Here is a 20,446-nt window from a genome sequence, read left to right on the forward strand (position 1 = left end):
GCGCCACACACTGGACATTTGGTTTTCCGAAACTCTTCAGAAACACTTCGGCACTCGCGTCTTTGATGTCTTTGGCCAGGAACTCAGGCCGGTCACCATTGGATTCTGCACCTTCGTGGCTTTTTGGCTGGTGGCGTTGTGGATGTACCGCCGCAAGATTTACATCAGACTATAAGGCCATGGTTTGTTGAAACAGGTGCGACGACGGAGGGTATTATCCTGATCCCCTTGGTTTGAGGTGATGTGAAGCCCACGAATTTATTCGTAGCTGCCCAAACCTTTAATGATCGCCTGATCCTCGAGTCCATAGGCCCATGCGGCGCCCACGGCGGCGAGAACATTGTGAACATTGAAGGTAAAATGACCGGCGAGCGGCATGGCCACCTCACTCAGTGCGCACAGACGGCGCTCATTGTCTCCTTCGGCCAGATAAACCGCATCGTCCCGCACGAAGGCTGCGCGCCCACCTTTGGCGCGATGGGCAATGACCCCAGGATTATCCGCCACGTGCGAGAAGAGCATAACACTGCACCGGCAGTAATCTGACTCAGCCATGCCAGCCACGAGTGCATCATCAGCATTGAGAACGGCAGTCCCCTCTGGCAGCACGACATCCACCACGCAGCGCTTCACCTTTGTCATCTGCTCCAGGGTGTCGATGTAACCCAGCCCAAGGTGTTCGGTGCCCACATTGAGCACCACACCGATCTGGCAGCGATCGTAGCCGAGGCCCTCAAGCAGAATTGATTCAGCACTGGTCTCGCAAATGGCAATCTCAGTCCATGGGTGCAGCAAAATCCCGTGCGTGCCGCTGGTGCGGTCACCTTTATTCGTGCAAGCTCTGCGCTCTCCCAACTGTAATCCACCGCTGTGGCACACACCGAGAAACTTTCCAGTGGCTTTCAACAGGTGCGCCAGGAGCCTGGCGGTGGTGGTCTTGCCATGGGTGCCAGTAATTCCAATTACAGGAATGCGGCCGTTTTTTTCAGCAGGGAACAGCATGTTGATGATCGGCTCCCCCACAGGCCTCACCTCACCCATGGCCGGGCGCAGGTGCATGATGAGCCCCGGGCTGGCATTCAGCTCCACCACAGCACCGCCCTGATCTTCGAGGGGTTTGGCGATGTCCGTGCAAACCACATCCACACCGCAGATGTCCAGACCCGCCACCTGCGCAGCGATGGTGACGTGTTCACGATTGCGTGGATGCACCAGACCCGTGACCTCGGTGGACCAGTTGGCAAAACGCGAGATCAGCACACGCTCTCCGGCATTGGGAATCGAGTCCGGCTGGTAATCCTGCTTCTCCAGCTCTGAGAGAATCGCAGGATCCCACTCTTCCGTGTCGATCTTGGACCATGGGCAGAAGTCACTCACACCGCGCAGCGGATTGGTGTTTAGCTGGGTGTCCACCAGCACGCCGATCGTGTCGGTGCCGTTGCCCATGACGACCGCGTGATCGCCACGGCTGGCTGCGATCAGCTCCCCGCCGACGACCAGCAGACGATGGTCATTGCCAGGAATGAAGCGCTCCACCATGACTCCCTCCCCTTCGGTCGAGGCGGTTTGAAATGCGCTCTCCACCTGTTCACGCGTAGTGAGGTTGATGAAGACGCCGCGCCCATGGTTAGCATCCTGCGGTTTCACCACCACGGGAGTACCGATGTCCTCAGCCGCCTCCCAGGCGTCGTCAGGATTGGCAACGACCCGCCCTTCAGGGACGGGAACCCCTGCTTTGCTTAATAAAGTGCGCGTCAGATCCTTGTCCTGTACAATGTGCTCCGCAATCGCCCCTGTGCGATCGGTTTCTGCGGTCCAGATACGGCGCTGGTTCACCCCCTGCCCTAGCTGTACCAGACTGCGGCCCTCACGGAGCCGCCGCCATGGGATGCCGCGTTTTTCTGCTGCGGCGATGATGGCGTTCGTGCTGGGACCGAGCGCGTTGCGGTCCACCACGCGCTTCATGCGCGCCACGGCGTCAGCGATGTCATAGTCCCTGCCGGCATATCCGGCCAGGAGGATCTCGCGGGCCTCGCGCATGCAGGCCTCTGCCACGACCTCATCCAGATACTCGATGACCACTTTGTACAAGCCCTCCACGCAGGTTTCCCGCGCCTTGCCAAAACCGACGGTATGTCCGGCCAGGGTCTGGAGTTCCAAGGTCACATGCTCAAGGATGTGCCCCGGCCAGGTGCCGGTGTCGAGCCGCTGAAAAAAGCCGCCGCGCTCGCCGATGCTGCAACGGTGCTCAATCATGCCGGGGAACCACGTCTTGAGCTGTTCGGAAAAACCAGGCACGATGTCTGATGACGTGTCCTTCAGGCCACCCAAATCCACCCAGGCTTCCAGGACTGGATAGTTCGTCCAGATGTTGGGTCCGCGGAGAAAGTGAATTTCACGAATGTCGAGATCTGTCATAGCGGGCCGATGTTACCTGTGACTCTGTGGGTGGCAAGAGCTCGCCACTGGCAGATGACGCTTTGGTTTGTGCCGGGTCGGCGGCACATAGCCCTTGCCTTCGCCGTCAGAACGCCTTGAATTCGCCACCCATGCTGCTCCCTCTCGAAGACCTGTTTAATGATGTGATCGCCAAGTCCATGCGTGGACTGGGCATTACCGATGCCGACCTCGCCGCCCGCTCCGGCGCCAGTGTCGAAGACATCGCCGCTGCCAAATCCGGCAAGGTGGATGACCTTGTTCTGCGCAAAATCGCCCCCCACCTGCAGCTTGAAGGCTTGTCGCTGGTGGCCATGGCACACAATGAATGGCGTCCAATCCCCGTCAACGTGTCCGGCCTGGAACAGTTCAACACCATGTACCACGACATGACGGTGAATGCGTATCTCGTTTGGGACGCTGAAACGAAAAACGCGGTGGCATTTGATACTGGGGCGGACGCCACCCCCATGATCAACTTCATCCAGAAGAAAGGGCTGAATCTCAGCCTCATTTTCCTCACGCACACGCATCCGGACCACATTCTCGACCTCGCCAAATTGTCCGCTGACGGTGCAGTCACGGTCTTTGCCCATGAGAAGGAACCCTGCCCCGGTGCGAAAACCTTCCAGCTCAGCGACACCGAAGCATGGGAATCGGGCGGCCTGCGCATTGAGGCACGCAGCACCTGGGGCCACTCGAAAGGCGGCATCACTTATCTTGTCAGCGGTTTGAAGCACCCCATCGCTATCGTGGGAGACGCCCTGTTTGCCTCCAGCATGGGAGGTGGCATGGTTTCGTATGCCGATGCCCTTGCCACCAACCGGAAGGAGATCTTCACCCAGCCAGACAACACGGTGATCTGCCCCGGCCACGGCCCCATGACCACCGTCGGAGAAGAAAAAGCCCACAATCCGTTTTATCCTGAGTTCAAGTAAACCCAACTAGCCCAACCCATCATGTCCCAAACCGTTGCTTTCGTCGGAGTCGGTAAAATGGGGGCCAACATGGCCCGCCGCCTCAAAGATTGTGGTTACAATATCACTTCTGTTCTCGATGTGAACACCCAGGCCGCCGCCGATCTGGCCGCAGAGCTCGGCTGCACGGCCTGCACCCGGCTTGCGGACGTCACCGCCGCCGCCGATGTCATTTTTACCGTCGTCACCAATGATGCAGCGATGCGCGGCATCTTCCTTGGCAGCGGGGACAGCCTGCTCAACAACGCAAGCGGCAAGATCTTCGTCAACTGCGCCACGCTGTCTCCAGCGATCCATCGTGAAGTGTATGCTGCGGCTGCGGCTGTCGGTGCTCACAGTCTGGAAGCCTGCATGGCCTCCTCCATCAGTCATGCGCGTGAGGGGAAGCTCTACCTCATGCTGGCCGGTGACGAAGCCACCTACCAGCGGGTGCAGACCATGATCGAGCAGATGAGCATGAACCGCCGTTTCGTCGGAGGCCCAGGCAGCGCTGCCGAAGTCAAGGCCCTCGTCAACATGGTCATGAACATCAACACCGCCGGTCTGGCCGAGGGTCTGGGACTCGCCGCCGCGCTCGGTCACGATCTGAACATGATCCGCGAAGTCTTCAGCCAGACCGGAGCGAATTCTCGTGTGCTGGAAACCGACAGCGCTGACATGGTGGCCCGCGAGCACGACTGCTGGTTCTCCGCCGAGCATGCCGCCAAGGACAGCGGGATTGCAGCCGAAGTGGCGAAGACCGTCGGCCTGCATCTGCCGCTCAATGACGCCACCAAGGCGCAGTATGAAAAGATGGTCGCGCTGGGCCTAGGCGGACTCGATAAATCGGGCATTGCCGAACTCACCTTTAAAGGGCGGCATGCGTAGAGTTGATCCGTCGCGCCGCAACGGGGTTCCAGTTGCGGCGCAACTGGACGGCTTTACGGCGGCACACCGCCCAATTTCAAGACTTCCAGCTTCTTGCCCACCTTGTGGCGTTGCAGTTCGCGCCCGCCGGCTGAGGGGCGCATGATCAACGTCTGGCCAATGCGGACGGGAATCATGGCTTCTTCGCCCGCCTCCAGCGAGCGTACGAAGAGTTCGTTGTCTGCGCCCGGGGAAAGACCAAAGATACGCACCGTCCCTGTGTGATTGTTGGTGATGACGACCTCGGCGGGATCACCCGCGTTAGGCGGTGGTTTGATGGCGGTGGCCTCTGGCGGCAGCGGTTTGAGCGGAGGCATGCCGGAGTTTTCCGGAACCGGCTGCGCGGGCATGACAGAGGGCACCGATGCTGGTGCATTCGAGGCAGGAGATCTGGCGGTGATGAACGCTGGCTCCTTGATTTCAGCCGCACTGGCTGTGTTCGCGAGACGCTTTGGCTCCTTCGCCGCACCGCAGTCAAACTGATCCAGCAGCTCCTCGCGGCGCACTTCCAGCGGCAGATCGCGGTAGGTTTTCAGAGAGCGCCCGCGCCGGACAAGATCATCAATCTCAGGCGTACTGAAAGCATTGGGATCAAACGGCGCCGTGCGCTGGCGGTCGAGCGTTTCAAACTCCTGGGTCAGCACTCCCCGGCGCTGCAGCTTGAGATTCAGATCCGTCTGTGCCGCTCCAGCATTGCGATTGAATTGTGCCTGCAAATTCGCCACGTTTGCGCCCATCTGCACATTCTGGTTTTGAATAACCTGCATCTGCTGGCGGATCTGCTGAATCTCCACCTGATGTTGCTGGATTTCCACCATGATGGCCTGCGCGCCTGCGCCTGGTTGCTGCATTCCAGGGCGCATACCCGGTTGCATCGTGGGAGATTGGGGCATCTGCTGCTGCGCAGCCCCTTGAAGCCGCACCTGGTCCTGCGCCATGCAAACGTTGATCTGCTGCAATCTCGCGTTCAGCGCCTGCAGTTGCACCGCATTGGCCTGCTGCTGCTGCGTGAACCCGGCCACTTGGATGCGATACTGCTGGTCAAACTGGTTCACACTGGCCTGGAGTGTCTGAATGTCGGGATCGAGTGCGGCCACCTCCTTGCTAATGGCGGTCTGCCGCTCCGCCAGACGTGCGATCTCCGCGTTGCGCTTTTCTGTGATGCCTGCCATCAGCGTGTTGCGAGCAGCATCCTCCGCAGCTTTGAGCTTTCCGTATTCAGCAGCCACGTAGTCACGCGCCTTCGTGCATTCTGACAGGAGGTCGCCTTTGAAGGCAGCGAGCAGTTCGCGCTCCAGCAGCACGGCATCACCAGCGCTCACCTGATCTTTCCACGGCCCCTGAATCAAACCCAGTCCAATGCCGCAGACATGCGCCGTATCCTTCGCCGCCTGAGTGGATGCACGAGTCGAATAATGATTCTGCGCCAGTGAGCGCATCTCACGTGCAGCCTGCGCCGGCTGGTGCAGGCACAGGTTCATCCAGAGCCGTGCCTCACAGGCACGGTCCCAGGTGGTGCTCTCGCTTTTTTTGCCAATCGCTGCCGAGAGGCTCTGCTGCGCTGCTGCGTAATCCCCCGCACTGAGCAAGGCGAGCGCCTGGGCGTAGTTCACGCTGCCATCTTTGGGATCCGCCTTCATCGCACGCTGATAAGCACGCTCCGCTGCGGCCTTCGCCTGTGGCGACGGTCCCCAGCCCTCGTTCACGATGGCGCGCACATAGCCATGAAGAAGTTCATTGCAGGGTTTGAGTTCAAAGATGACGTCACCATCTTTGTCGCACTTCACCGTCAGCTCCCCGGTAAACGGCTCGCACTCCGGGGCGTCGATAGCAACGGTGTACCTGCCCTCCGCGAGATCCTTTGCACTGTATTCGCCCTTCGAATCCGTCACGAAAGGTTGATTGAGCGGTGTGGGCAGATTTCCCGCAGGCTGGAGCACGAGCCGGGCATTCGCCACCGGCACACGGGCATCATTGGAACGGTCATTGCCACTGCTGATGCGTTTCACGACGAGCACGGCCAGATCGCACTTCTCTCGTTTAGGCGGAGTCTTCGAAAGGAGGAAATCATGCACGTATTCGAGGGTGCCTTTGGGCACGGTGAAACCGCGTCCGGCATCCTCCGGCCCGAAGCCGGCTGCTGTGACTCGATATGCATAGTCCGCGGGCGGCAGATTCTTGATCTCATAATAACCACCGGGTGAACTGGCCGTGGCAGTCGCTATCACCTTGCCTCCCGGGCCGGAGAGCAGTTCCACTTTCGCTCCGGGAACTGGACCGAGGTTGTCGCCTTTTTCCGTCTGACCATAGACCCGGCCATGCACGGCAGGCTGGACGATGTTTGACTGCGGCGGCGAGCTGCTGGGCTTTGCTTCGCGCGTGAGGAGGAAGTCATGCACAAACTCACGTGTGTCCTGCGGCATGGCAAAGCCGCGCATTTCATCTTCATCACGGAATCCAGCTGCGGTGACTTTGTATCGATAAGCCCCCGCCGCCAGCGTGGCGATCTGGTAGTAGCCGTACTCGTTGGTCGTCACCGTCGAGGAAGCGGCGCCCGCCTCACTTTTCAATTCGATCTTCGCATGGGCCACCGGGCCGAGGTTGTCACCCTTTTCATTCTGGCCGTAAACACGACCATGCACACTGCCATCCGCCGCATGCAGCAGCGGCGCAGCGAGGAGTATGAAAAGAGGCAGGAGCGTTTTCATGGCGTGTTGTCAGGAACGAGGCGGACTCCGAGCACACCGACGGCGTCCGTCGCATCTGCGGTGTTCAGCGTCACCATGTAGGTGAGTGTGACGTACATCGTGCCCGTGCCGGCCTGGGCGATGTAGGCGGCCGGATTGAAGGCGGGCGGACCCGCGAAAGAATAGCTGGCGCCATTCACTGGATCGAGCGGGTAGCCGACGAAATTGTTTGCGGCCATGCGGTCAAACCGCAGCGGCATGTCCACCAGCAGCAATGGCTGGGATTTGGCCAAGGGAACCGCTGGCACTAGGCTGGTGGTTTGCAGCGTGAAGAACGGCTGTGCACCAAAGGGCAGAGGCATGACATTGCCCGCGGTATTGCGCCGAATGGGGCCGCTGCTGAGCTCTGCACGCGCAAGCACCTGGGCTTTGGTGGCAGGCGAAGAACCACCCACGAAGGCGATGTAGGCCACGGCACGCAGCCCATTGGCCGCAGCAGGAAGCGGCACCAATCCCTCAAACCGAACGGTGATCGTCTCGCTGCCATTGCCAGTGGGACGCGCCGCCGTGCTCCACGCGGGCAGCGTGACCGCGCCGGGAATGTTTTCATGACTGGCAAACAGAAGACCAAAATGACTGCCATGCTCGGCGGTGAGGCTCCAGGCATTGCGAATGGCCAGCGGATCCGCCAAGGCCATGCCCTTCCATTTTAAAAATGGCGGCGTTACCGTGGGTGTGACCTGAAAGCTGGGCGCAGGTGCATTGCCGATTCCAAAGGGCGGCAGAATGCCTCCGCGTTTCAGCCCCACATTGGCCGTCGTCGTACCCGCCGGGAACAAAGGCAGCAGCGAACCATTGGCCGCAGTGATCACATTCCCCAAGGGGCCCAGCGCGGTGACACGCGGCTGCACATAGAGGTAGAGCGCCTCGGCGGAACCCGCCGTCAGCAGACCCGCAATGGCAGCACGGTTGATGGGCGGCATCAAGGCACTCGTGGCTCCGGGAAAACCACCGATCTTGGTCGCCATGGGCGTGATCAGCACCGGCGCGGCTTTGTGTGGCAGCACGGCAAACAGATCGACGCGCCAGGAGGCGATGCTGGAAGTGTTGCCGCCCACGTTCCAAGTCACCGTCACCGCATCGCCATCACAGACAATCGGTGTGGCAGGGGCAATGCGCACGCCGCTGATCAGGGGTGCCGCAGGCGGTGGCAGGGGGAAAAGCAATTGTGCCAGTGCATTGAGCAGCGGGAACAGTCCACCGCCCGGAGGCGGCAGGCCACCTGGCAAAATAGTGCGCACGGGGGGCAGCAACGGTGGCGGTGGGAGCGGAGGAATCGGGGGCACTACCACCAATGGTGGAGGTTCAGGCGGCAAAGGCACTGCAGGAGGAGGGCTAGGAAGCGTCATGCCTGATTTCCACACCGGCACCTCCGTGGCTGCAGCCGGGGGCCGCATCAGATCTCCCGCTTCATTGTAATAGGCAGCAGGAGTGAGCCAGAGCGCAGGCAGTGTCTTCTGATCCTCAGGCTGCTTTTCACTGTCATAAACCACCTGCCCGTCGGCCTCGATCTTCACGCTCTGCAATTGCGCACGATCCGGAATTTTGTTCGTGGGAGCGCCGCTACCGATGATGCCCACGCCGGGTGTGGTCAAAGTTTCTTTGGTGAGCGGATTCATCGCCAGCTCAAATGCCGCGAGGTCAAAAAGCTGTGGCTCGTTGGCATCACGCAGCGGATCCATCTCAGAAGACAGCAGGAATTTCCGCGCACCGGCCACGAGATACACCGGATTGCGTGTGCCCTGCTGCGGTCCTTTGCCGCCCGTGAGTGTGATGCGCAGGTTCTCCACCTTGGTGCCCGCCGGTCTTGCAGCATTCAAAGCTTCATCGCTTTCTTCAAACCATGGAACCGCGCCCACGACGCGTCCACTGAGAGCGCGAACCAGCGCATGCGTGGTCTTGAGCTCTGCTTTTTCCTGATCGTTCAAATTCGTCGCATTCGTCTTCGCCTCATAGTCCGGCAGCAGCTTCATGAGGCTGGCACGGCTGGATGCCAGCTTCTCCTGCGCCCGCGCATCCACCAGACCGTTCGCAGCAAAGAGCTTGCCATTCACCTCGATGCGATACCCCGCCAGCACCCAGTCGCTGCGCCCCTGCGAAGCAAAGCCAATGCGCTGCAGGTCCCCGCACTTCACGTCAGCCAGCAATTGCTGCGAAGTGCGCAGGGCATCGAGTCCGGCATCATCATCCTTTGCGGAAAATTCAAATGTCGCCATCTGCCCCGGCTGAATGGCATCCGACATGCCCTCCAGCGATGACTTGTGCGGAAATGCCGCAAACGACGGCTCCCGTTTCACACCACCCAGCGGATACAAGCGCAGCGGAAAGCCGAGGCCCAGGTGCACATCCACAGGTTCGCTCAAAGCGGTGCCATCCGTGCCGACGCCCAGCGTGATCTTGATCGACTCCACCGGCTCGTCTGCCGTCAGCGTGCCTTTCTCAAATGGAGTGCGTGGCAGCCCCTCATGCTTCACCGGCACTTCCACTTCCTCGCCCGGAACTGCAGCGGCGGGCGGTTGCGCTGACGATGTCGCCTTTGCCAGCAAGGATGGATCCACCTTCGTCACATACAAAGCACCGGCGCCAAGAACTCCTCCCAAAAGAAGGCCTGTGAACAGCTTGCCCCATCCAGCGGGCCGCCTGGCAGAGGATGCAGGATCATCAGAGGAACCGTTGCTCATGGCATTTTCGGGGTTTGATTCAGTCTGATCCACACAGACAAACCTGCATGGGAATTGGTTCGATATTACCGCGCACTCTGGGGCGGGTGCAATCCTAATCTTAGGCTAGAATGCCCGAGGCCACCTCGCCGCTGACGTTTGTCAGACGGAAGTTTCGACCGCCATACGAATACGTGAGCTTGGTGTGATCCAGACCAAGGAGGTGAAGAATCGTGGCGTGCCAGTCGTGGATGTGCATGGGGTTCACTTCGGCCTTGTGGCCCACCTCATCCGTGGCGCCATACGTGAGGCCGCCTTTCACACCGCCACCCGCCATCCAGATGGAGTAGCCTTTGTGATTGTGATCGCGGCCATCGCCGCTCTGCGCGTACGGCGTGCGACCAAATTCTCCAGCCCACACGACGAGGGTGTCCTTGAGCATGCCGCGTGATTTCAAATCCGTCAGCAGGGCGGCAATGGGCTGATCTGTCGTGACGCAGTTCGTGGCCAGCAATTCGCGCAAACGATTGTGATGATCCCAATTTCCAGGAGATGCGATTTCGATGAACCGCACTCCGGCCTCAGCCATGCGCCGTGCCAGCAGGCACTGCCGTGCGAACTGATCTTTTCCCTGCCCGATGCCATAGAGTTTAAGAATGTGCTCCGGTTCGCTGCGGAGATCGAGCACTTCGGGAACTTCGCTCTGCATGCGGAAGGCGAGCTCAAAGGATTCGATCGCGCCTTCGATTTCAGGATGAACCCCATCACGCTTCAGTTTGCGCTCGTTCAGGCCGCGAATGAGATCGATCTGCGCCCGCTGAAGGTCACGCGGCACATTGGCATTCGCGATGTTCTTCATTGGAGGTCTCGGGGCCGCATCCTTGTTTAACAATGCTGCATAGAGTTCCGGCAGCTGTGATCCACCGATCCTCGTGCCCTGGCAGATCGCCGGTAAAAAGGCACTGCCATAGTTCTGCGCGCCACCGTTGTCCGCTGGAGGATTCAGCGTGATGAAGCCTGGCAGATTTTCATTTCCGGTACCGAGGCCATAGAGTGTCCATGCGCCAATTGAAGGCCTCACAAACTGGAAGCTGCCGGTGTGCATCTGCCCGAAGGCTTGAGCATGATTCGGCAGATCGGTGTGCATGGAATTGATGATGCACAGGTCATCCGCGTGTTGCGCCAGCTTAGGGTACAGTATTGTCATCCACTGTCCTGATTTCCCAAACTGTTTCAGCGGATGCACGGGGCCAAACAGCTTGGCTCCCGACGAATCACGTCCTAGGCTCGCAGTCTGCCCGTCGCGTTTGATCAGTTCCGGCTTGTGATCAAACAGATCCACGTGCGAAGGGCCACCGCGCATGGTGAGGAAGATCACACGCTTTGCACGCGCAGGAAAATGCGGCTGCTGCGCGGCCAGTCCGCTCTTCGCCTGCGCCAGCGCTGAAAAGGCCAGCCAGCCGATGCCTGAGGACAGCGTCGTCAGCATCTCACGTCGTGTATGGATCGTGTTCATGGTGATTAATCAACGAAGCGAAACTCAGCACTCGCGAACAGCGACTGGCAGAATGCCGTCAGCAATTTCAAATCGTCTGCGGATCGGGTACGAAGGAATTTTTCGGCCAGCTCAACCTCTCTGGCATCTGGCTTGCGATTGAAGCAAAACTGAAACGCCGCCTGCACACGGTCGGGCGATGATTGAATCCGTTTTGCCAGCGCCGCCGCCTGTTCCTGCACAAAGGGACCATTGAGAAGGTAGAGCGCCTGCAGCGGCACATTGGTCACATCGCGGTTGCCAGTGACGAGATTGGGATTGGCCACGTCAAACTGCTCCAGCACGTCCGGCATGTGATCCCGCAATACTGGAAGATAGATCGAAAGACGCTTCGAGCCATCGAGATCGGATGGCAACTTGGTGTTAAAACTGATGAGCGACACCGACTGCCCGTCAAGCTCCGCCACGAGTGATCCGGGCCTGCGCGAGCTATCGAGCACACCTGCGACCGCAAGCATGGAATCACGAATCACTTCTGCATCGAGACGGTGTTTGTTTGCACGCCAGAGCAGGCGGTTGTCCGGATCTTTGTTGAAGGCTTCACTGCGATGCGTGGAAGCCTGCCGGTAGGTTTCCGACATCACGATTTCCTTGATCAGCTTTTTCACCGACCAGCCGCCGCTCATGAAACGAAGGGCGAGATGATCGAGCAGTTCCGGATGGCTCGGTCGTTCACCACTGAAGCCGAAGTTATCGACCGTACGGATGATCCCAGCGCCAAAGAGATGCCGCCACACACGGTTTGCCATCACGCGGGCGGCGAGCGGATTGTCACGACTGACGAGCCACTGCGCAAGCTCGACCCGTCCGCTTTGCGCCTTTGGCAGCACAGAAATGATCCCCATGACCAGAGGAAAGCCACGCGATACCGGCTTCACCGGATGCGCGATCTCGCCACGATCATAAAGCTGGGAGTCCTGAATGCGTTTTGCATCCTGCACGCCCATGCACAAGGGCAGCGCATGCCCCTGGTCATCCACGGTTTCAAGCTGTCCTTCAATGCCGCCGCGAGTCCAGAGGATGCGGATCGCATTTCTCAGGAGCTTGTTGGCTTCAGCGCTGATGTCGCGGCCTTCCAGCTTCGCTTTGGCAATGTATGTGTTCTGCGCAATCTCCTCGGCGTTGAGCTTGGCCAGATCATTCTTGAGCTGCTTCACACGGTCTACCGTCATGGCACGATTTGGGATCACCTGCGCTGGCAGTTTCGGCAGGCGGATGAGATGGCCGTGGTTGTTGTTCTCGGAGTCGATCCAGTTGCCGTAAAAGGTCTGCGTGCTTTTGAAAATGCCCGCCAGCGCGTAGTAGTCCTCCATGCTGAAGGGCTCGGTCTTGTGATCATGGCAGCGAGCGCAGGCGATGGAGCTGGCGAGCACCGCACGTGTCACGGTATCGAGCTGCTCATCGGCCACATCTGCCGCAAACTGCGCCGGGTTCATTTCATTGAGATCTTTCGCACCTTGAGCGAGAAATCCGGTGGCAGTGAGAAGCCTTGCGCGCTCCGCATCTCCCTTCGCAGGAAGCAGATCTCCCGCGATCTGCTCGGTGATGAAGCGGTCGAAGGACACATCCTCATTCACCGCGTCGATGACGTAATCACGATAACGCCACGCATGCGGAAAGGTCAGGTTGGATTCACGACCGTTGGATTCCGCATAGCGCGCCACATCCAGCCAGTGGCGGCCCCAGCGCTCGCCAAAGCGCGGGCTTCGCAGCAGTTCATCCACCATTGCCTCCATTTTCTCCATGGAAAAGGCCGCCGCCTGCTCAGGTGTCGGCGGCAGGCCGATGAGATCAAAATACAATCTGCGCACCACCACCACAGGCTCCGCCGCAGGGGCGGGTTCAATCCCCTGCTCCTTCAACTTCGCGCGAATGAATCCATCAATCGTGCCAACCACCAGCTTCGGCTTTTGATAGCTCCAAAATTTCCTGCCCGACTCCACATCCACCGGCGGACGTTCCTCTGTTTTCACCTCAGATTCACGCGGATCCGCTGCACCCGCCTTGATCCAGGTTTCAAAGTCCGCAACGACCGCGTCCGGCAGCTTTGGCTTCTTCGGCGGCATTTCGAGATCCGGATCGCTGTGCTTGATCGCCGCATGCAGCAGGCTTTTCGCCGCATCACCCGGCACCACCGCTGGCCCGGTATCGCCCCCGGCGCGAATCCCTTGCTTCGTATCCAGCGTCAGCCCGCCCTTTGTTTTTCCTGACTCCACCGAATGACACTCGTAGCACTGCTTCACCAGCACCGGGCGGATCCTGGACTCAAAGAACGTCACATCCTCCCCCCGCACGGCGCATGTGCAGACGCAAACAATGAGAAATGGCAAAGCAGGCTTCATGGTTGGGATCAGCCGTGATTGAATTAATCAACGACTGTACCCGAAAAGCCCTGGCCTTGTCACGCCGGGAGATTGCCTTTCAGCACTTCCATGCTCGCGGCAAACTTGGCCATGACGAAGTCACGCGCTTTTGCCGCCTTCGCTTTTGATCCTGCAGGATCTTTCGCCATCGCGAGTACGGTGGCGGCGACGCGATGAAGTTCATCTTCCTTGTCGAGGTCGAAGAGCCATTCGTTCAGGCCGATGTCCCGCCACATGTAGCCCTTGCTCGTCTGCTCGGCCCAGCGGCAGACAATGGCTGGGATACCGTTGCCAATGCACATGATGGGGCTGTGCATCTCGTGGCCAAAGAGTCCGGCACTGCGACGGTAGGTGCTTATAGCCTCATTGGTGAGCCAGTAGTTCTCGCGCCACACCACGCGTGCTTTCACATCCTCCGGCAGCTTGTCGTAGAGCATCTCTTTGCCGATCTTCATCTGCGTCTTGTCTTCCGGGCAGAGCAGTATTTTGAGATCGGTGTTTTTGATCACACTCACAATGGCATCCAACAGCGGTTTGCCGTCGTGGTCCATCATGGCTTTGTTGCGTGCGTCCTTCTTCTCATCCAGCGCCGCTTTCTTTTCCGGCAGGGTCCAGTAGGGGGTGTTGCGCAGGCGTGGGATGCAGCAGAGGAATTTCCCTTCTTCGAGATTGCTGGCCTTCAGGAAGGCTTCGGCCTTAGCGTCGTCCTTCAGGTCCACCGCAAAGGCACCGTCGGGGCCGAACTCCATGCGCGGGCAGCTGCAGCCCATCTTCTTTGCCAGCTCCAGCGACACGGAGTCGCGGAAATAGACAAACTTCGCACCGCTGAGCACGTCGATGGTTTGCACCGGCTTGACGGACTTGTCCTTGATGACCTTCGGATTCTGCTGGCCTGAGAAAGTGATGCCATACACACCGTAGGACTTGCCCGTGGCCTGGCTCCATTTCACCACATCTGCCTGTGCCACCAGCGAGGGGCCGGAGCCGTGGAGCAGGAAGTCGCATTCCTCGAAGGACTTCTTCACGTCTTCACCGCGAATGACCTTCACTTTTGGGAAACGCGCTGCGAGCATCTCCCCGACACCATTGTCCAGATTGCTCGGCCACAGCCGCACCTCCACTTCCGGCAGGTGTTTTTCCAGCAGCGCCAGAACGCCCGGTGTGTGCGCGATGTCACCAATGTTCACCGTCTGCCACGAAGAGCGCAGGATGATGCGTCGGGGCTTCTCCGCCGCGATGGCGGAGATGAAAGGGAGTGCAGCGGCGGAGCGGATGAAATGGCGGCGGTTCATGGGTGATTGGTTTTAACCCGGAGCAAGGCAAGTCTGCAACCCCTCAAAGCGGCCCATTTTGATGAGCCTCATCTGCAATAGATTGGCAGCGGCTCCCCACTTAATCCAGGTAAATAAGTTTCTTATCCTAGACATGAGTTCGATGATCATTCAACCCGCATCATTTTTCTTGAGCACACCTCTCACAGGTGACAAGCTCGCCCGGCTTTTGAAACAAAGGCCGCCAACTATGAAAGCGCTCAGTCTTCTCTTTTTAACGCTGCTTGCTTCGGCGGCCGCGATCCCGGCCCATGCCGCGCCTCTCTCCGGCACCAAGACCATCGGCCCGACTGGCAACTATGCCTCCGTGACTGCAGCCATCGCGGATGTACAGACGCAGACGTTGGGCGGAGCGCTCGTGCTGGAGTTGCAGGCAGCCTATGTGAGCACGGTCGAGACATTTCCCCTCACCATCCCGGCACTGAATGGCGCCAGCGCCACGAATACTCTCACGCTTCGCCCGCAGACGGGTGCCACGGGCCTCTCCATCTCCAGCTCGAACACCACTGCGGCGACGGTGGATTTGAATGGCGCGCAGTTTGTCACAATCGACGGGCGGCCCGGCGGCACCGGGACGGCGAAGCAGCTCACCCTCGCCAACACCAGCACCTCAGGTGTGGCGCTGCGCTTCATCAATGAAGGCAGCAACAACAGTCTGCGCTATCTTACCATCCAGGGCGTGAACACCAGCGCCAGCAGCGGCACCGTCGTCTTCAGCACCACCACGGGGACGAACGGCAATGACAACAACACGCTGGACACCTGCGACATCGGCGATGGCGCCACCACGCCGACGAACTGTATTTATGCCGTGGGCACCGGGACCACCACAGCCAGTAACAACAGCGGAAATATCATCAACAACTGCAACATCTTCAACTTCTACCGGAGCACCGCAGTCGCAACGAGCGGCTTGTCTCTTCTGAGCGGCAACACGAACTGGACCATCTCCGGCAACAGCTTTTACCAGACCGTCAGCCGCGTTGGAGTTGCCGCCTTGGTGCGGGCCATCTATCTCAGCAACACTTCGATCAACAGCCATATTGTCACCGGAAACTTCATCGGCGGCGGCGCGGCCAATGCAGGCGGCACTGCCTGGACGAGCACCGGCACCACGCTGGCATACACCTTTGTCGGCATCTGGCTGCGGGTGACCAACAGCACCGCCACCAGCGTGCAGGGCAATGTCATCAAGAATTTCTCATGGTCCACCTCCAGCAATGACACGACTCAGCCAGGTCTGTGGTCCGGCATTTATGTGGAGACGGGCGCGGTGGACATTGGCACGGTCACAGGCAACACCATCGGCAGCGGCACCGGCACAGGTTCGATCTCCATCACCACCTCGGGCGATGGCGGCATGACCTTCGGCATCGGTTCGGAGAGCAGCGGTTCGGTGGCCATCAGCAACAACACCATCGGTTCCATCACCACGGGCGGCACCACCACGGGCGTGGGCGCCTCGATCACGGGCATTCAGGTCACCAAGGGCACGAACACCATCTCGGGCAATATCATCGGCAGCACCACCACCGCCAACAGCCTGAACGCCTCCACCAGCGTGTCCTCAAGCGGGGCTGCGCAGGTGGTCGCAGGGATTGAAAGCGCCAACAGCGGCAGCGCAAACAACTGCACCATCACGGGCAACACCGTGGCCAATCTCCTCAACAAAAGCACCCGGACCAGCTCTCTGATGCGCGGCATCGTCACGACGGTGGGTGTCAACACCATCTCCGGCAACACCATCCGCAATCTGACCGCGCCCAGCATGAGCACGAACCCCTCGGTGGTGGGCATCTGGCAGACCTCGACTGCCGGCGGGCAGACCATTTCTCAAAACGTCGTGCATTCGCTGTTCAACACCTCCAATGCAGCCATGACCCCTGCGCAAAACGTGGCCGTGGTGGTCGCGGGGATCTATTACGACGGCGGCATCAGCGGCACCAATATCATCGAGGGCAATTTTGTGCACAGCCTCTATCTCGACTCTCTCAGCACCTCAGCGGAGCTGAACGGGATGCGCTTCGATTCAGGCTGCACCTTCACGGCTCAAAACAACATGGTGCGCGTGGGGCTGGATGCCAGCGGTGCCAGCACCGCCAGTGCGGCTGAGGTGCGCGGGCTTTATGACAATGACAATGGCGCAAATCACGCGAGGAATTTCATTCACAACTCCGTCTATGTGGGCGGCACGGCCACTTCCGGCTCGACCAAAACCTTTGCTTACAGCAGCTCCAGCCAGAACAATTTCCGCGACATCCGCAACAACATCTTCGTCAATGCCCGCAGCAACAGCGGCGGCACCGGCAAACATTACGCGATGACGAACGGCAGCGTCGCCTCCCCGCCCCCGGGCCTCACCTCGGACTACAACATCATCTACGCCACGGGCAACGGCGGCGTGCTCGGCCTGTTCAATGGGGTTGACTGCAGCACCCTTGCCGCGTGGCAGGCTGCAACCGGCCAGGATGTATCGAGCACCGTGGCTGACCCCCGCTTTATCAATGCGACCGGCGCTGCGGCAGCGGTGAATCTGCACCTGCAGTCCAGCAATCCTGCCGAAGGCCACGGAGTACTCATTCCCTCCGTCACCACTGATTTGGATGGTCAGACGCGCAGCAGCCTGACTCCTGTCGATATCGGCGCTGACGCGGGCAGCTTCACCTACGACCCAGCCCCCGCCATCAGCTACCCGCTGCTCTCCAGCGGCACCATGGCGAACCGCGTTCTCACCGGGTGGGCCACCATCATCGACGACGGCGGCGCAGTCTCCGGCGGTGCCAGTGCTCCGCGGCTCTACTACAAGAAGGCCACGGACGCCGATGCCTTCATCGGCAACACCTCGGCGGACAATGGCTGGAAATACGTCACCGGCACTGACAGCGGCGGTGGCCTGTACAGCTTTACGATTGATTACTCCCTCATCATCGGCGGCATCGTGACCCCGGGCGAAACCATCCAGTACTTCGTCGTCGCCCAAGACGCGTCAAACAACCTCAGCTCCTGGCCCTCCGCCGCCACCGCCTCGGCCAATCCCCCGGTGCAGCACATCAGCACCAAACCCCGCACCGGCGTTTACAGCTACAGCGTCCTGGCCACGCTCGGCGGCACAGTGACGGTCGGCCCCGGCGGCAGCTACTCCAGCCTGAGCGGCTCGGGTGGTCTCTTCGCGGCATTGAACAACGGCGCACTCACCAGCAACCTCACCGTAAACATCACTGGCGACACGACGGAGGACGGCAGCGTGATTCTCAACGCGCCCAGTTCGAACGTCTATCCCAATGCCTTCACCGTGACGATCCAGCCCGACAGCGCGACGATGCGCACCATCACCGGCTCCGGCACGAGCGGCTTGATCCGCCTCAATGGAGCGCAGAACGTGATTATTGATGGCAGTTTCGGCGGCGCCGGGCGCTACCTGACCTTCCGCAACACCAGCACCAGCAGTGCGTCTTGCACCGTCCTCTTCATCAATGACGCCTGCAACAACATCGTGCGCAATTGCGTGATCGAAGGCGTGGCGACCAGCTATGGGGTGGTGGCTTTGCGATCTGGAGTGACCACCGGCAACGACAACAACACGATCACGGGAAATCAAATCCGCGACCGCAGCGATGCCGCGGGGGTGCCCGTCTATCTGGTCAATTCACTCGGCAGCTCGGACTGGGTGGCGAACAGCGGCAACACCCTTTCCAACAATGACATGTTCAACTTCACCGGCACGGGCATTGCCATTTTTTCCGGCAACAATTCGTGGACCATCACGGGCAACACGCTCTACCAGACCACTGCGCGCACCACCTTGCTCAACGGCATCATTGTCAACGGCCTGGGGACCAACGCGGTCCTCAACAACACCCTCCACGATCTCACCTCAAGCGGCGCCACCACCGGCATCACGCTTAACGCTCAATCGGGCAGCACCACCGTATCAGGCAACCGCCTTTGGAATCTCGGCAACACGGCCGGCAGCACCAATCTGGCCTATGGCATCCTCTGCCAGCATGACGCGGGTCAGAGCGCCACGGTGGTGAACAACATGGTCATGATCAGTTCCTCCGGCACCACGGCGCAGATTCTTCGCGGCATCCATGACGACGGCGCGGCCGGCAGCACAACCTTCATCGCGTACAACACCGTGCTCCTCACTGGCACCGGCGGCACCTTTCGCGACACATGGGCCTTTAGCTATTCCGGCAACTCCACCGCCACGGTGAAGAACAACATCTTCCTGAACCTGCGCACCGGCGGCAGCAACCATTATGCTGCGAACTTTTCGACGGCCAGCACTGGAGCGCTGACGATTGACTCCAATGTCTATGCCGGAACCGGACTGAGCACCGCCGCGAACTTCTTTGACGCAGGTGATGGCGGCAATGCCTCCGACATCCCCATCAGCTACGCGCAATGGAAGACCAACGTCCCCGGCGACACCCACTCCAGCGCCGGCAATCCCGGCGGCAGCTATTCCAGCGCCATGTTCACGGCACCCGCCACCGGCGACTTGCATCTCGCCGCCGGCGGCAACACTCTGGTGAATGGCGCGGCCACGCCCGTCCCTGGGCTGACCACGGATTTCGACGGCGACACCCGCAGCGCCACCTCGCCGGTGATTGGCGCGGATGAGATCCCGCTGCCCGACATCGCCGTAACCCAGACCAGCGCGCTCACGGACGGAGCAGGCAGCGTAAACTTCGGCAACGTGAAACTGGGCGACAGCAGCTCAGCCAAAACCTTCACCATCACCAATCCCGGCGCCGCCGCCCTTGCCAGCCTCGTCCTCTCCAAGAACGGCACGAATGCCGCCGACTTCACCGTGAGCTCTCTGAGCAGCACCAGCATCCCCGTCGGCTCCGGCAGCGTCACCTTCACCGTCACCTTCACTCCCGGCGGCGTTGGAGCGCGGAGCGCCGCCATTCACATCGCCAGCAATTTGCTCGGGGCGAAGAACCCGTTTGATATCGCCCTCATCGGGACGGGCCTGACGGCAGCCGACTCATGGCGGCAGAGCAAGTTCAACACCACCAGCAACACCGGCAACGCCGCGGACAGCGCCGACCCAAACGGCAACGGCATTGTCAACTTGATGGAGTACGCGCTCAATGGCGATCCAACGGGCAGCACCGCCGGCACCGGCATCCTGCCCACAGCCTCCGCGAACGGAACCAATCATCTGCAACTGGCCTTCACACGCTACCTGGATCGCAACGACATCACACTCACCGTTCAGGGAGTGGACTCGCTGACGGCCACGTGGACCGACCTTGCCCAAAGCATCAACGGCGCAGCCTTCACCGTGCTGGCCTCCGGCGCAAGTGTGAATGAAACCGGCACGGGCAACACCCGCGCGGTGACGGTGGGCGATCTTTATCTGATGACCGATCCCGCCCATCCGCAGCGCTTCCTGCGCCTGAAGGTGACGAGACCCTGAGCTGCCCTGCGCCTCCCTTCTCAGCGCCTCTGGATGGCTT

General features: G+C 60.1%; 9 protein-coding genes. 3 read left to right on the forward strand and 6 right to left on the reverse strand.

All coding sequences use genetic code 11. The features are described from left to right. Positions 1-258 precede the first annotated feature (258 nt). Entirely contained in the window at positions 259-2,418 is a 2,160-nt protein-coding gene (cphA, locus tag WAW39_RS12175) for a cyanophycin synthetase (protein ID WP_422319149.1), read from the reverse strand. Between the two features lie 131 nt (positions 2,419-2,549). Between cphA and WAW39_RS12180 the strand changes: the two genes are divergently transcribed. Then, positions 2,550-3,374, forward strand: coding sequence for an MBL fold metallo-hydrolase (locus tag WAW39_RS12180; RefSeq protein ID WP_422319151.1), 825 nt, complete (start codon positions 2,550-2,552; stop codon positions 3,372-3,374). A 21-nt stretch (positions 3,375-3,395) separates the two neighbouring features. Beyond that, entirely contained in the window at positions 3,396-4,280 is an 885-nt protein-coding gene (locus WAW39_RS12185; protein ID WP_422319153.1) for an NAD(P)-dependent oxidoreductase, read from the forward strand. A gap of 53 nt (positions 4,281-4,333) precedes the next feature. On the opposite strand, the gene WAW39_RS12190 is transcribed toward WAW39_RS12185, so the two are convergent. The 5 genes from WAW39_RS12190 to WAW39_RS12210 form a co-directional block, all read right to left on the reverse strand. After that, entirely contained in the window at positions 4,334-7,027 is a 2,694-nt protein-coding gene (locus tag WAW39_RS12190) for a carboxypeptidase regulatory-like domain-containing protein (RefSeq protein WP_422319155.1), read from the reverse strand. After that, on the reverse strand, positions 7,024-9,747 hold the full coding sequence (locus tag WAW39_RS12195; RefSeq protein WP_422319157.1) for a hypothetical protein: 2,724 nt from the start codon (positions 9,745-9,747) through the stop codon (positions 7,024-7,026). Before WAW39_RS12195 ends, WAW39_RS12190 begins: the two co-directional genes overlap by 4 nt. Before the next feature lie 100 nt (positions 9,748-9,847). Further along, a complete protein-coding gene (locus WAW39_RS12200) occupies positions 9,848-11,242 on the reverse strand; it encodes a DUF1501 domain-containing protein (protein WP_422319159.1) in 1,395 nt (464 codons plus the stop codon). Between the two features lie 5 nt (positions 11,243-11,247). Further along, positions 11,248-13,623, reverse strand: a complete 2,376-nt coding sequence (locus WAW39_RS12205) for a PSD1 and planctomycete cytochrome C domain-containing protein (RefSeq protein ID WP_422319161.1) — start codon at positions 13,621-13,623, stop codon at positions 11,248-11,250. Between the two features lie 59 nt (positions 13,624-13,682). Then, the gene (locus WAW39_RS12210) at positions 13,683-14,936 is read right to left on the reverse strand and encodes a polysaccharide pyruvyl transferase family protein (RefSeq protein ID WP_422319163.1); all 1,254 of its coding nucleotides are present in this window, start codon (positions 14,934-14,936) and stop codon (positions 13,683-13,685) included. Positions 14,937-15,165: 229 nt separating this feature from the next. Between WAW39_RS12210 and WAW39_RS12215 the strand changes: the two genes are divergently transcribed. Beyond that, positions 15,166-20,406 carry a beta strand repeat-containing protein gene (locus WAW39_RS12215; RefSeq protein WP_422319165.1) on the forward strand — a complete coding sequence of 1,747 codons (5,241 nt, stop codon included), beginning with the start codon at positions 15,166-15,168 and terminating at the stop codon, positions 20,404-20,406. Positions 20,407-20,446 lie beyond the last annotated feature (40 nt).

This window comes from Prosthecobacter sp. (genome assembly GCF_049294395.1).
Classification (GTDB): Bacteria; Verrucomicrobiota; Verrucomicrobiia; order Verrucomicrobiales; family Verrucomicrobiaceae; genus Prosthecobacter.